Below are 14,364 nucleotides of genomic sequence, written 5' to 3'. Positions count from 1 at the left end.
CGCTTTTTTATAGTTTTTCAACGTATATGGACGGCAGCGCGGCATACACAGCAGCGCACGTTACCAAATCCTGTTTCCAAGTAATTTCGTTCGGGGCATGAGCCTGTGCTTCCGCTCCCGGTCCGAAACCGACGCAGGGGACTTTGTTCCGTCCCATAATGGACACGCCGTTTGTGGAGAATGTCCACTTATCGACGAGCGGGCGGGCTTCGCGCATTGCGATCTGATCTTTCGGGCCGATACGCTTATCGCCGTACAAGTTGTGATATGCTTCCACGATTGAGCGGGCAACGACATGCTCATTCGGCAGTACCCACGTGGGGAAGAAACATTCGATCGGATATTGTTCTCCCGTCCATGACGGCCGGTCGTAATTGTACATCGACACCTTTACGTCTTTTCCGTACTTTTTAACGGCGGGAAGCTGGCGGATTTCTTCCAAGCAGGATTCCCATGTTTCTCCGGCCGTCATACGGCGGTCAAGCGAAACGGAGCAGGAGTCCGCAACGGCGCAGCGGCTCGGGCTGGTATAGAAAATTTCGGAAACGGTAACGGTTCCGCGGCCAAGGAAGTTTGCTTCTTCCCATTCCTTGTTGTATTTTTTATCGAGCATTTTGACGAGACCTTTAATTTCGGTGCCGTCTGCAGCATCGTTTTCGTTTAACTTGCGTACTTCCTGCAGGATGTCGGACATCTTGTAGATTGCGTTATCGCCGCGCTCCGGTGCGGAACCGTGACAAGAAACGCCTTTAACGTCGATGCGGATTTCCATACGTCCGCGGTGCCCTCGGTAAATACCGCCGTCGGTCGGTTCGGTGGAAACGACAAAGTCGGGCTTGCAGAGTTTTTCATATCCGGGTACTTTGACGTCTTTTTTCAGGATATACTCCCAGCACATACCGTCGCAGTCTTCTTCCTGTACGGAGCCTACTACCATAGCGGTGTATTTATCGTTAAGAAGGCCTAAGTCCTTCATCATCTTACAGGCATACATTGCAGAAACAACGCCGCCGGTTTGATCCGAAACCCCACGTCCACCGATGAATATATCGTCTTCGAATCCTTCGTAGGGGTCAAACTTCCAGTTGTCGCGGTTACCGATACCGACCGTATCGATATGACCGTCAAAACAAACAATGTGCGGGCCGGTACCCATCCATCCCATTACGTTACCAAGCGGATCGATCCACGTTTTGTTAAATCCGAGCTCGTCCATTTTCTTTTGGATGCGCTTTGCTTTTTCCCCTTCCTGACTGCTTTCGCTGGGAAGGCGGATAATTTCGCGCAGAAAGGCGGTCATGTCGGCCTTATATCCTTCTGCTGCAGTTTTAATCTTGTTAAAATCCAAACTCATGTTTTCTCCCATAAAAAGTCAAGAAGAAAGTATCAACTTTCGATTGACTTTTTACGCACGTTCATAACGAAGTGAGAACGTGCATATAATAATACAAGTTTGCAGCACGCAAACTTGGGTAAATAAAAGCCGTGCCATTTGTACGGCTTTTATTTTACACTCCTCTATCGCTTTTCAAGCATTCCGCTCAATACGATATTGATTACAACCCGGCTCCTATAAAAATACGTAAAAATATATCCGGATGAAGGAACCTTAGGTTAATTTAATTATAGAAGCGAAAAATTCTTATGTCAAGCATAATCTTCTAAAGTTTTTTTAGCTATACTAATTATTTTTTAGCTTTGTAAAAAAGTCAACTGTTAGGACGTTTTTGGACAATCTGATGGAGGAACGATGGATATTGAAGGGGTGCGTGTTTTGTGTCAACTACAGTTGATAGATAACGTCCTGAATGTCACAGGAGTAAGATATATAATGACAACTCATTTTGATTATGATATTCTAAGAACAATATTTAAAAATGTAATATACTATAATTAAGAAAACCAAAGGATCGGTTACTCATGATAAACACAAGTATAAGTCAACGGGCTGCCTTGCAAGCTCAGATTTGGAGCATCGCCAATGAGGTACGTGGTGCCGTTGACGGATGGGATTTTAAGCAATTCGTCTTAGGAACACTCTTTTATCGCTTTATCAGCGAAAATTTTACCGCCTTTATTGAAAACGGTGATGAAAATGTCCGCTATGCCGAGCTATCTGACGATGTAATTACGCCTGAAATAAAAGACGATGCCATCAAAACAAAAGGGTATTTTATCTATCCCAGTCAACTTTTTGCCAACATTGCCAAGACAGCCAATACCAATGAGCAGTTAAACACGGATTTAGCGAATATTTTTCAGGCGATAGAAAGTTCAGCTCAAGGATATGCCTCCGAGCACAACATTAAGGGCCTTTTTGCCGACTTCGATACGACAAGTAACCGCTTAGGCAGCACCGTAAAAGAAAAAAGTAAGCGTTTAGCAGCCGTCATTAATGGAGTGGAACGCCTAAACTTCGGTAGTTTTGAGCATAATGAAATTGATCTGTTCGGCGATGCCTACGAATTTCTGATTTCCAACTATGCTGCCAATGCCGGTAAATCCGGCGGAGAGTTTTTTACTCCTCAAAATGTTTCAAAATTGATTGCGCAATTAGCGCTGTTGGGACAAACATCCGTCAATAAAATTTACGATCCGGCGTGCGGTTCCGGTTCATTACTGCTGCAAGCTAAAAAGCAATTTGATGCCCATTTAATAGAAGAAGGTTTTTTCGGGCAGGAAATTAACCACACCACATACAACCTCGCGCGTATGAACATGTTTTTGCACAATATCAATTACGATAAGTTTAATATATCGCAGGGGGACACGCTCATCAATCCGATGTACGGAAATGAAAAACCCTTCGATGCCATCGTTTCAAATCCGCCCTATTCGGTAAAATGGGTAGGCAGTGATGATCCTACGCTCATCAATGATGACCGATTTGCTCCAGCCGGTGTGTTGGCTCCCAAGTCCAAAGCCGACTTTGCGTTTGTATTACATTCTCTCAGCTATCTTTCGGCTAAGGGGCGCGCGGCTATCGTATGCTTTCCCGGTATCTTTTATCGGGGCGGAGCTGAGAAGAAAATACGGCAATATCTGGTAGAGCATAACTTTGTCGAAACAGTTATCTCGCTGGCGCCTAATCTGTTTTACGGTACGGGTATCCCCGTCAACATCCTCGTACTTTCCAAGCACAAGCAGGACACAAAGACACAGTTCATAGATGCCAGCGGAGAGGCATTCTTTAAAAAAGAAACGAATAACAATGTGCTCACCGATGAGCATATTGCAAAGATTGTCAGTCTTTTTGAGAAAAAAAAGGATGTCGCCTATACCACCATATCGGTTGAAAACAGCACAATAGCGGAAAACGATTACAACCTTTCCGTCAGTTCGTATGTGGAAGCAGAAGATAAACGCGAGGTTATTGATATCGTCAAAGTCAATGCCGAAGTAGCAGAAACAGTCAAACGGATAGACACACTGCGGGCAGATATCGACAAAATAATAGCGGAGTTGGAGAGGTAGATGAATGAATAAAGAATTGCAATATTTAGTTTATAATACGCCCGAAGGCGCGGCGTCGGTAAATGCGATTGTCAAAGACGAGACCATTTGGCTCACACAAAAAGCAATCGCAGAATATAAAAAATACAAGGCCAAGACTTTGAGCAATGTGGAAAAAGATTATTTAAACTCCATCACTATGTTAGCGCAAACAGCAAAAAAGGCAAATAGCCTAAAAGCAGTATCAAAAGAGAAAAGAGAAAAAAGATGAATAAGATACAACAGTTATTGCAAGAGCACTGCCCCAACGGAGTGGAATGGAAGCCGCTGGGAGAGGTTACCGAATATGAGCAGCCTACCGCGTATTTGGTAAAATCAACAAATTACAAGGCAGAGTATCCTACCCCTGTGCTGACTGCAGGAAAGACGTTTATTCTTGGGTATACCGATGAAACAGATGGTATCTATCAGGCTTCCGTACATCCTGTAATTATTTTTGATGATTTTACTACCGCTCACAAATGGGTAGATTTTGATTTTAAAGCAAAATCATCTGCAATGAAAATGATTACATCTAAAGATGAAACTCAAGTATTATTACAGTATATTTATCATTGGCTGAATACCTTACCAAGTGAACTTGCCGAAGGAGATCATAAACGACAATGGATAAGCAATTACTCTCATAAAAAAATCCCTCTTCCGCCTCGCCCTGTTCAGGAAGAGATCGTTCGTATTCTCGACAAATTCACGGAGCTGGAGGCGGAGCTGGAGGCGGAGCTGGAGGCGGAGCTGGAGGCGCGTAAAAAACAGTATGAGTATTATAGAGACAATCTGCTTACCTTTGGCGATGAGGTGGAATGGAAACCGCTGGGGGAAATAACGGAGATTGGAACGGGTTTACATAATACGAATGAAGCTTTAGATAATGGAGAATATCCCTTTTTTGTCCGTTCACAAATTCCGAGAGCCATTGGATCGTATGATTTTGATGAAACGGCAGTAATCACCGCTGGAGATGGTGTAGGGGTTGGTAAGGTATTTCATTATATTTCAGGTAAATATGCTTTACACCAAAGGGCTTATCGTTTTATTGTAAAGGATAAATCGCAGCTGAATCCTAAATTCTTATATTATTTCTTCTTGGCTCATTTCTATAATTTTATAATGAAACAGTCTGTGCATTCATCAGTAACTTCTTTACGTTTACCAATGTTGAAGAAATTTCCTATTTTCGTTCCACCGCTTTCTGAGCAAGCCCGTATCGTTGCCATCCTCGATAAGTTCGATACCTTGGTCAATTCCATCAGCGAGGGGTTACCGAAAGAAATAGCGCTGCGCCGTAAGCAGTATGAGTATTACCGGGAGCAATTACTATCATTTCCAAAACATGAGGTAACGGCACAACGACCTCAATGCCGGAAGGAGACACCGCAATGACACAATACGGCACAATAGCAGAATTGCCGAACTTTATCGTCCTTGATAAATACACCAAAGATTCAATGGTGAGCGAACCCTCTGTAGGCTATCAGCCGGAAGCTGCTTTGGAACGGGAGCTGATCCAAGATTTACGCAACCAAGGCTACGAGTATCTTCCCGATATTACTACTCCCGCTGCACTCCTCGCTCATGTAAGAAAGCAGTTACAAGAACTCAACAAGACTGTTTTTACCGATGCGGAATGGCAGCGGTTTCTGGATGAGTATTTGGATAAACCGAGTGAAGGTATTATAGATAAAACACGGAAGATACACGATGATTATATCTATGATTTTGTTTTTGACGACGGGCACATTCAAAATATCTATTTGGTCGACAAACAGAACATTGCCCGCAACAAAGTGCAGGTGATCAACCAGTTTGAACAAACGGGCACACAGGCAAACCGGTATGATGTAACTATTTTGGTGAATGGGCTGCCGCTGGTACAGATAGAGCTGAAAAAACGAGGAGTTGCAATCCGCGAAGCGTTTAATCAGGTACACCGCTATAGCAAGGAAAGTTTTAATAGCGAAAGTTCCTTATATAAATACCTGCAAATGTTTATTATTTCCAACGGAACAGATACCCGCTATTTTGCCAATACGGTAAAGAGAGATAAAAACAGTTTTGATTTTACAATGAATTGGGCAAAATCGGACAATACACTGATTAAAGACCTTAAAGATTTTACGGCGACCTTCTTTCAGAAAAATACACTGCTGCAAGTATTGCTTACCTATTCCGTGTTTGATACCGGCAATACCTTGCTCATTATGCGCCCGTATCAAATTGCTGCAACGGAACGTATCTTATGGAAAATAAAAAGTTCGTTTCAAGCAAAGAAATGGAGTACACCGGATGGCGGCGGCTATATTTGGCATACGACCGGTTCCGGAAAAACACTCACGAGCTTTAAAGCTGCTCGCCTTGCTACGCAGCTTGAATTTATCGATAAGGTGTTTTTCGTTGTTGACCGCAAAGACTTGGACTATCAGACAATGAAAGAGTACCAGCGCTTTTCGCCGGATAGTGTAAACGGTTCGGAAAGCACTGCAGGGTTAAAACGGAATATTGAGAAAGACGATAATAAAATTATTGTAACAACTATTCAAAAACTGAACAACCTTATGAAAGGAGAAGGCGATTTACCTATCTATCAAAAACAGGTTGTCTTTATCTTTGATGAATGTCATCGCTCTCAATTCGGTGAAGCGCAAAAAAACTTACGGAAGAAATTCAAGAAATATTATCAATTCGGATTTACCGGAACACCTATTTTTCCTGAGAATGCATTGGGCACAGAAACTACGGCGAGTGTGTTTGGACGTGAGCTGCATTCCTATGTTATCACTGATGCAATCCGAGATGAAAAAGTATTAAAATTCAAGGTTGACTATAACGATGTGCGCCCCACGTTCAAAGCCTTGGAAACAGAGCAGGACGAAGCAAAAATCAGCGCTGCAGAAGAAAAGAAACTCTTGCTCCATCCCGACCGGATAAAAGAAATTGCTCAATACATCTTACGGAATTTTAGTATAAAGACTCATCGGATGCAAGGAAGCAGGATGGGCTTTAATGCTATGTTTGCAGTCAGCAGTGTTGAAGCTGCCAAACTCTATTATGAACAACTGAATCTCCTCCAGCAAGAAAGTGAAAAGCCGTTAAAAATAGCAACCATATTTTCTTTTGCAGCGAACGAAGAACAGAATGCCATTGGGGATATTCTTGAAGAAACGTTTGAAGTGTCTGCAATGGACTCCAGCGCCAAGGAGTTTTTGGCAAAAGCCATTCGCGACTATAACGAAATGTTTCAGACCAGTTTCGGTGTAGACAGTAAGGAGTTTCAAAACTACTACCGCGATTTAGCAAAAAGAGTGAAGAGCAAAGAGATCGACCTTTTGATTGTGGTTGGAATGTTTCTTACCGGTTTTGATGCGCAAACATTGAACACACTCTTTGTAGACAAGAACTTACGCTATCATGGTTTGATACAGGCATTTTCACGTACCAACCGTATCTATGATGCAACAAAAACATTCGGCAATATCGTTACGTTTAGAGATTTGGAGCAAGCAACAATAGATGCAATTACGCTTTTCGGTAGTCAGAATACCAAGAACGTGGTGCTTGAAAAAAGTTACAAAGAATATATCGACGGATTCACCGATAGTGTAACCGGTGAAGTACACAGGGGCTACACAGAGGTCGTTCGGGAACTGAAAGCGCAATTTCCTAAGCCGGACGCAATAACAACCGAAGCCGCTAAAAAAAGTCTTTGTTCAGCTTTTCGGTGAGTACCTTCGCATCGAAAACATCTTGCGCAATTATGATGAATTTACACAGCTGAAAGCCTTGCAGTCTATCGATCCGACAGACCGCGTTGCTCTCCAAGCATTTAAAGACCGCTGCTTTTTAACAGATGAAGCGTTTACAGAAATGCAGAAAATAGATGTGCTGACCGAACGGGCTGTGCAGGATTATTGTTCTACATATAACGATATACGAGACTGGTTTAGACGGGAGCGGGGCGGTAAGAGTCCGGAACATACAAAAATAGATTGGGATGATGTGGTTTTTGAAGTTGATTTGCTGAAATCGCAAGAGATCGACCTTGACTATATTCTGGCTCTTATTTTTGAACATAATAAGAAGACAAACGATAAAGCAAAATTGGTAGATGATGTGCGCAGGATAATCAGATCCGGTATTGGAAATAGGGCAAAAGAAAGCTTGATTGTTGATTTTATCAACGAAACGGATTTTGAGCCGATTAAAGATAAGGCAGAAGTTATCCAAGCGTTCTTTATGTATGCTCAGAAAAAGCAGAAAGAGGAGGCCGCTGCGCTGATTGCCGAAGAAAAGCTTAATGAAGAAGCTGCAAAACGATATATACAAACCTCATTAAAACACGAGTATGCCAGCGAAATCGGTACCGATCTGAATGCCGTTTTGCCCAAACTCAGCCCGCTCAATCCTGAGTATTTAACAAAAAAACAAAAGGTCTTTCAAAAAATTGTTGCTTTTGTTGAAAAATTCAAAGGAGTCGGCGGAACAATTTGATAGTGTGTTTAGCGAGGAATGTCCACAAATATGAGTATTCGGATAGTCTTCTTGGTTTTAGCTATTATATGATAATCCATATATAAACTCCCGACTTGACCTGTTAAAAATCAATTAAAAGCAATGATTTGATAAGTCTATATATAGCAAGGAAGGAAACTATGGGCGCTGACGGGATCGAACCGCCGACATTTTGGGTGTAAACCAAACGCTCGTACCAGCTGAGCTAAGCGCCCTAATAACAGAAAAGACTATATATAAACCCGATAAAAATGTCAACAGGGTTGTTTCATTTATCGACAATAAACAACCCCGACGTGAGCGTCGGGGCGTTAAATCCTCCACACGAATAAAGTGAAAAGGTGAGCGCTCTGCGATAGTAAAAAACGTCTGACGCGGTTGCCCTGATTCAGCCCCCTCGGTAACCTGTACTTAGATGAAATGTTTTACTATTATTATGCAATCGGCTTATACCTTACATAAGCCGAGCAACGTCTGTCTTATCCCATATAGGAGGGAAGCATGAAGCAGAAACTCATCATACTTGCGCTGTCGATCCTATTTACGTTCAATAGTTTTGGAGAAAAAACACAAATTCCTGATAAAACTATTGATGTGGAAACTGCCGTACAGTCAGCGTTACAAACACATCTTTCGGTTAGGCAAAGTGAAATACAGCTTGAGCAAACCAAAAGGAAGTATGAACATTCGTAGAATAATTTTTTGCCGTCTCTTTCGGCAAACGTAAGCGGCGGTGCAAATGGCGGCTTGACCTCTACGGCAACCAATGCGCTTACGTTTTCTACCGGAATCAATACAAATTTGAATATCAGTCTCGGCGTCGGTAAAAAGATTGCCGCTTTAAAAGCAGCATACGAAAGCGGACAAAAAGATTATGAAGATACTGTCCGCGAAATTGAAACGGAAATCCGTAAGAGCTTTTATTCGCTTTTATATATGCAAGGACAGGTAGACATCAGTAGGGCATCGGTAAACGCCAACGAAGCACAATATAATCAGACAAAGATTAAAAAGAGCCAAGGTCTTGTTACAGAGCTTGATTTATTGACCAGTCAGGTAAATTATGAAACGGCAAAAATCAATTTACGGAATACCGAAAAGGCATACTTTACTGCAACGTTTAAATTCTTAAATGAAATCGGTGTCAATGTGGAGCCGGGGCAGCGCGTTTCTTTTGAGGGAAGCCTTGATGATTATGTAAATGCAAATGATTTTGAGCTTTCACAAGGAAACTTGGATGAGCTGATAGAAAATAGTCCCGCTATCCGTACTATAAAGAATACCTTGAATAAAAATAAAATATCCCGTTCTCAACTTACCCTATCTGCATATCTTCCCAATATAATGCTCAGCGCCAATATCAGTCCCTATTCGTATTCCTATAATTTACCTAATAAAATGGGAAGTAAAAGAGACAGTTGGTCTGTTTCTGCAGGTCTCTCGTTTGCATTAGATAATTATATTCCGGGATCTGCCGTGAGGGACAATATTGCAGATATGGATGATTCGATTAAAACGCTCGAAATGCAGCTCGATAAAAAAAGACAGCAGATAAAAACAAATATCATCGAAATACTGAATGAAATTGAGATTGCGAAGGAAGGTTTGGAAAACTGCCGGTTAAATAGTGAGTTGGCAAAGAAAAGTTATGAAATGGCAGAGATTGCCTATAAAAACGGAACGAAAGATTTGAATAGCTTGCAAGCTATTCACAATGCGTATAGCAATGCCGAACTTCAGTATAAAAATCAGCAACTGTCTTTGATAAACAGCAGACTAACGCTTAAAAGTCTTATCGGCAAATAACCTTGAGAAGCTCTCTAAAGAACTTCCTTAACTGAGTGAGAAATGATGGAGAACACTATGAAATCAAAGAAAATTATGCGACGGATTTTATTAGTAGCCGGTGTTATTGCGGTTATTGCAATCATTGCACTATTGCCCAAAAACAAAGGCGGAATGTCCGGCGGTGCAGGCAGTATGCCGGACAGCAAAGATGGAATGCACGGAGCGTCTGCAAATGCTGCGGCAACTGTTTATTCCGTAACAACACAAGTGTTGTCAAAAACAGAGTTGCAGGAATATTTAACCATGAACGGCAATGTCCAAGCTAATAACACCATTTCCGTTTATCCCGGAATCGGAGGAAAAATTACCCGTGTGTATGTAACGCTCGGCTCAATCGTAAAACGAGGAGACAAACTTGCCGAAATCGATCCTTCAACCCCCGGAACGTATTATGAAATAAGTCCTGTGTATGCACCGATTTCAGGTACAATTACGGCGTTGCCGTTAACGGTAGGAACCTCCGTCAACACAAATACCGCTGTAGCTCAGATTGGAAATATCCGTGAACTCCAGATTAAAGCAAAGGTGCCGGAGCGGGATGTTTCGGTACTAAAACAAGATCTGAAAGCTCAAGTCTCTCTTGTTGCTTATAAAAATCAGATTTTTGATGCTCATGTTATACGGGTGTCTCCAATTGTAGATGAGGTTTCGCGAACTAAAGAAATATATCTGGCATTCGATACCATCGATCCTAAGATAAACGCCGGAATGTATGCAAAAATTAAACTTTTAACCGTACTGCATAAAGATGCGCTCTGTCTTCCTATCGATGCAATTCAAACTCTGGACGGTAAAAATTTTGTGTATGTAGTTCAATCCGATTCAACAGTAACAGTACGCAATGTAGACATCGGTGTGAATGTAGACGGTATTGTGGAAATTGTGAACGGACTTTCGGAAGGGGATAAAATAGTTGTAGACGGAACACAAAACTTGAGCGAAGGAGCGCAAATAAAGGAAGCAGCCGCAAATACGGCAAGCGCTTTATAGGAGTACGTATGAGTATATCGAAAAAAATACTCGAACATCCGGTATTAATGCTTTGTACTTTCGTATTGATTGCGATTGTATCAGTGTTTACGCTGGGGAATATAACTATCGCTTTGATGCCGGATATGGATATGCCGGTAGCAATGGTCAGTACCTCGTATCCGAATGCAGGGCCGGAAACGGTTGAAAAGTCGGTTACACAAGTGTTAGAGGGAAGTCTTATCAGTGTAACGAATCTCAAGAAGATGACCTCGACTTCATCGGAAGGGATGTCTTCCATCTCGCTTCAATTTAACTACGGCACGGATATGGATGTTGCGGTAAATGACTTACGAGATAAGATCGATAAGGTCAAGCAGGCATTGCCGACTAACGCGACTACCCCTTCTATTTTTCAATTTGATACGTCTTCCATGCCTATTATCACGCTTGCCGTCAATGGCAACCGTTCGGAAGAGTCGCTAAAGAAAATAGCCGATGAACAAATTTCCAGTTTATTAGAGCAAGCGGACGGTGTCGCACAAGCCTCAGTCCGCGGCGGACGCAGTGCAATCGTAAGAATTGAACTTGATCAAAATCGGCTGGAAGCGTACGGTCTGACTCTGTCTTCTATTGCGAGAGGTCTTTCTTCTCAAAATATCGAAGTAGGCGGCGGAAGTGTCAGTGAAGGAACAAAAAAATATACGGTTAGAACAACCGGCGAATTTGAGTCCATTGATGACATTAACCATAGTGTTGTCGGAACGTATAACGGGTATGATGTAAAGCTTGAAGATATCGGGACTGCCTTTATGGGCTACTCTGATGCAACAAGTAAAATTTACATAAACGGAAAACCCGGTGTCTATGTTTCCGTTCAAAAACAAAGCGGTTCAAACACGGTTAATGTTGCAAAAGCGGTAAAAGAAAAAATAAAGGAAATTGAAAAAACACTGCCTGCCGATATAAAAATAGAAATTATCAGCGATGATTCTACATCAGTCAGTGATACCTTGACCGAGCTTATTAAATCGATTGTGCAAGGTTTTATTCTTTCAGTTTTAGTCCTATTCATATTTTTGCGCAGCGGACGAAGTACCTTTATTATGGCTATTTCCATCCCGTTCTGTATTTTAATCACCCTTACCATTATGTCGTTTGCCGGCATAACGATGAATATGATTACCATGACCGGTTTAATTTTAGGACTCGGTATGGTTGTGGACGCTTCCGTTGTCGTATTGGAAAATATTTATGTCTATCGGAATCGAGGAACACAGGCTTTGACCGCCGCTGTTATCGGCACTCAAGAAGTAATGGCTTCCGTAGCTGCCGGAAACCTTACGACTATTTGCGTCTTTATCCCCTTCTTCGTTTTTAAAAATAAGCTTGAAATGCTTGGACAAATGTTCAGCAGCTTGATGTCCGTTATCTTAATTGCGATTCTTTCCTCGCTTTTTGTTGCCGTGTTCCTAGTACCGGTCTTAGCAGGAAAGTTTTTGCCGGTCAGTAATAGAAAAGAGCATCCTATCAAAAATAAGTTTCTTGCAAAATGCGATAAGAGTATTGAAAGGGCGTTGAATCGGCTTACAACTCTGTATCAGAAAGGTTTACACTTTGTTTTGCGCCGCCGCTTTGCAACCGTTGTTATTGCCTTCGGAATTTTTGCAGCATCGCTTGTACTGATCGGCCGTCTAAACATAAGTTTTATGTCCAATTTTAACGATTCCTCGGTTTCCTTAAATGTTACCTTACCCTTGGGGACAAAACTTGAAGAGACTCAGGCAATCCTCGATGACTTTTATCAGTTTGCGCAGGATGAAATTAAAGGCTATGATAATATCGTGGTCAGTATCGGTTCCGGCGGCGGGGGAAGAATGTCGGATACGTCGTATAAAGGCTCGTTAACCGTCTACCTACCCGATGCATCCAAGCAAATTGATAATGCCCAAACGGTAAAAGAGAAACTCAGAGCCCATTTTGATTCTTATCCTGCAGCAACGCTGAGCTTTAATGAAGGGATGATGCAGCAAATGAGCGGAAACGATGTTAATATTGTTTTCCGTTCAAATGATTTGGATGCAAGTGTTGCCCTCGCAAAGAAAATTCAAGCACTGATAAAAGAGCAGCTTCCTTCGGTTACCGAACCTCAGATTGATATGCAAGATGGGTTACCTCAAGTTGAAATAAAGGTTGACCGTGAACGGGCATATAGTTTTGGAATTTCTATCATGTCGATTGCAAATGAAATTAACTATTGCATCAACGGGATGACAGCTACCACCTATCATAAAAACGGCGATAGTTACGATGTCGTTGTGTTGCTTATGAAAGAGGATAGAGATGAAATTCCCGATTTGGAAAAGATTTATGTTGCAGGGCGATCCGGTCTTTATTCCGTAGCAAACTTTGCAGAAATTATCCGCGGTACAGGACCGGTTTCCATCAATCGCGAAAATCAATCCCGCATTATTCACCTGACTGCGGGGCTCAAAGATTCAAGCAGCAGCGCGCGGGAAGTAGAAGAGCAAATAAAGCAGTTGATAAGCGATAATCTGGTAATTCCGGACAATATAACGCTCACGTATGAGGGTTCATGGAAAAATACCAGAAATACCTCCAATGTGTTTCTTTCTATTATCATATTGGCGATTATCCTCGTATTCGGCGTTATGGCTGGAACTTATGAGGATTTTAAAAATCCCTTTATCAACCTCTTCACGATGCCCTTCCTCGTTGTCGGCGTTGTTCTTATTCATCTGATAACAGGACAGGCGTTCAGTATGGTGTCGTTAATCGGAGTGGTTATGCTGCTGGGAATTGTTGTCAATAACGGTATCATCTTGGTAGACCAGACAAACCTCTTAGTACGGCGAGGCCGTCCTGTGCTGCAAGCATGTGAGGAAGCTGGAGCGAGCCGGTTGCGTCCCGTTTTGATGACTACGCTTACGACTATTTTGGGAATGATCCCTATGGCGTTCTTCGGCGGAGACAGTGCAAGCGTAACGCAGCCGATCGGCTTGTGTATAATCGGCGGCTTGTTTTCCAGTACCTTGGTAACATTGTTTATTATTCCGGTGATTTACTCTTTATTTAACGGAAAGGCAAATGCAAAAGCGACGATGTCCCTTCCTCCGGATCTTGCCGCGATTAGGGCTGAATATTTTACAGCAGAAACACAGGGACAAGGAGGAAATAACAATGATTAGAATTGAAATAATAGCAAACCAGTCCGTTTATCCGGAACTCATTGCAAATCTTGAAGCCTGTTTGCCGGATTTTCTCTATACTTCCATTCCGTTGGCTTACGGGAGGGGGAGAGATTCGTATAAACTTGGCAACAGTACGTGGCCGGAGACTAACTTTGTGTTAATTGCCTACGCAGATAATACCGTCGAGCAGAAGGTTGCGCAGATTGTTCGGTATATAAAGTTAAAATTTCCAACGGAGGGAATAAAACTGTTTGTACTGCATGATAAAAATATCAATGATCCGGCAGTAAGCTAGCAGGTCAAACGCATCGGAAAT

General features: G+C 42.2%; 11 protein-coding genes and 1 tRNA gene. 10 read left to right on the top strand and 2 right to left on the bottom strand.

The window, feature by feature from the left end:
* Window positions 1-7: 7 nt before the first annotated feature.
* Complete coding sequence (locus GWP40_RS02765; RefSeq protein ID WP_212565955.1) at window positions 8-1,354, bottom strand: YgeY family selenium metabolism-linked hydrolase; 1,347 nt, start codon at window positions 1,352-1,354, stop codon at window positions 8-10.
* Between the two features lie 566 nt (window positions 1,355-1,920).
* Between GWP40_RS02765 and GWP40_RS02760 the strand changes: the two genes are divergently transcribed.
* The 5 genes from GWP40_RS02760 to GWP40_RS12605 are packed head-to-tail and all read left to right on the top strand — an operon-like array spanning window position 1,921 to window position 7,998.
* Window positions 1,921-3,474, top strand: a complete 1,554-nt coding sequence (locus GWP40_RS02760) for a type I restriction-modification system subunit M (RefSeq protein WP_212565954.1) — start codon at window positions 1,921-1,923, stop codon at window positions 3,472-3,474.
* Between the two features lie 4 nt (window positions 3,475-3,478).
* Window positions 3,479-3,724: a virulence RhuM family protein gene (locus GWP40_RS02755; RefSeq protein ID WP_212565953.1), complete on the top strand. Its 246-nt coding sequence runs from the start codon at window positions 3,479-3,481 to the stop codon at window positions 3,722-3,724.
* Entirely contained in the window at window positions 3,721-4,893 is a 1,173-nt protein-coding gene (locus GWP40_RS02750) for a restriction endonuclease subunit S (protein ID WP_212565952.1), read from the top strand. Before GWP40_RS02755 ends, GWP40_RS02750 begins: the two co-directional genes overlap by 4 nt.
* The gene (locus GWP40_RS02745; protein ID WP_230974557.1) at window positions 4,890-7,232 is read left to right on the top strand and encodes a type I restriction endonuclease subunit R; all 2,343 of its coding nucleotides are present in this window, start codon (window positions 4,890-4,892) and stop codon (window positions 7,230-7,232) included. Before GWP40_RS02750 ends, GWP40_RS02745 begins: the two co-directional genes overlap by 4 nt.
* A 22-nt stretch (window positions 7,233-7,254) precedes the next feature.
* A complete protein-coding gene (locus GWP40_RS12605; protein ID WP_230974556.1) occupies window positions 7,255-7,998 on the top strand; it encodes a type I restriction endonuclease subunit R, EcoR124 family in 744 nt (247 codons plus the stop codon).
* Between the two features lie 162 nt (window positions 7,999-8,160).
* Here GWP40_RS12605 and GWP40_RS02740 read toward each other — a convergent pair.
* Window positions 8,161-8,234 (bottom strand) — tRNA-Val (locus tag GWP40_RS02740).
* 286 nt (window positions 8,235-8,520) lie between these two features.
* Here GWP40_RS02740 and GWP40_RS12600 point away from each other — a divergent pair.
* The 5 genes from GWP40_RS12600 to GWP40_RS02720 are packed head-to-tail and all read left to right on the top strand — an operon-like array spanning window position 8,521 to window position 14,343.
* Window positions 8,521-8,712: a hypothetical protein gene (locus tag GWP40_RS12600; RefSeq protein ID WP_230974555.1), complete on the top strand. Its 192-nt coding sequence runs from the start codon at window positions 8,521-8,523 to the stop codon at window positions 8,710-8,712.
* A 9-nt stretch (window positions 8,713-8,721) separates the two neighbouring features.
* Window positions 8,722-9,825, top strand: a complete 1,104-nt coding sequence (locus GWP40_RS02735) for a TolC family protein (protein WP_230974554.1) — start codon at window positions 8,722-8,724, stop codon at window positions 9,823-9,825.
* A gap of 57 nt (window positions 9,826-9,882) precedes the next feature.
* Window positions 9,883-10,857 (top strand): efflux RND transporter periplasmic adaptor subunit, encoded by a 975-nt coding sequence (locus GWP40_RS02730; protein ID WP_230974553.1) that lies wholly within the window; start codon window positions 9,883-9,885, stop codon window positions 10,855-10,857.
* A gap of 8 nt (window positions 10,858-10,865) precedes the next feature.
* Complete coding sequence (locus GWP40_RS02725; protein ID WP_212565951.1) at window positions 10,866-14,045, top strand: efflux RND transporter permease subunit; 3,180 nt, start codon at window positions 10,866-10,868, stop codon at window positions 14,043-14,045.
* Complete coding sequence (locus GWP40_RS02720; protein ID WP_212565950.1) at window positions 14,038-14,343, top strand: PG0541 family transporter-associated protein; 306 nt, start codon at window positions 14,038-14,040, stop codon at window positions 14,341-14,343. Before GWP40_RS02725 ends, GWP40_RS02720 begins: the two co-directional genes overlap by 8 nt.
* Window positions 14,344-14,364 lie beyond the last annotated feature (21 nt).

The sequence above is a fragment of the Treponema vincentii genome, assembly GCF_018336815.1.
GTDB lineage: Bacteria > Spirochaetota > Spirochaetia > Treponematales > Treponemataceae > Treponema.
Note: the sequence above shows the minus strand (reverse complement) of the source record. Positions and strands in the feature narration are given on the sequence as shown.

Excerpts from the sequence above, each read along its gene's own strand:
- GWP40_RS02750 (WP_212565952.1), top strand. The coding sequence starts at position 3,721 with ATGAATAAGATACAACAGTTATTGCAAGAGCACTGCCCCAACGGAGTG.
- GWP40_RS02745 (WP_230974557.1), top strand. The coding sequence starts at position 4,890 with ATGACACAATACGGCACAATAGCAGAATTGCCGAACTTTATCGTCCTT.
- GWP40_RS02730 (WP_230974553.1), top strand. The coding sequence starts at position 9,883 with ATGAAATCAAAGAAAATTATGCGACGGATTTTATTAGTAGCCGGTGTT.
- GWP40_RS12600 (WP_230974555.1), top strand. The coding sequence starts at position 8,521 with ATGAAGCAGAAACTCATCATACTTGCGCTGTCGATCCTATTTACGTTC.
- GWP40_RS02720 (WP_212565950.1), top strand. The coding sequence starts at position 14,038 with ATGATTAGAATTGAAATAATAGCAAACCAGTCCGTTTATCCGGAACTC.
- GWP40_RS02760 (WP_212565954.1), top strand. The coding sequence starts at position 1,921 with ATGATAAACACAAGTATAAGTCAACGGGCTGCCTTGCAAGCTCAGATT.
- GWP40_RS02765 (WP_212565955.1), bottom strand. The coding sequence starts at position 1,354 with ATGAGTTTGGATTTTAACAAGATTAAAACTGCAGCAGAAGGATATAAG.
- GWP40_RS02725 (WP_212565951.1), top strand. The coding sequence starts at position 10,866 with ATGAGTATATCGAAAAAAATACTCGAACATCCGGTATTAATGCTTTGT.
- GWP40_RS02755 (WP_212565953.1), top strand. The coding sequence starts at position 3,479 with ATGAATAAAGAATTGCAATATTTAGTTTATAATACGCCCGAAGGCGCG.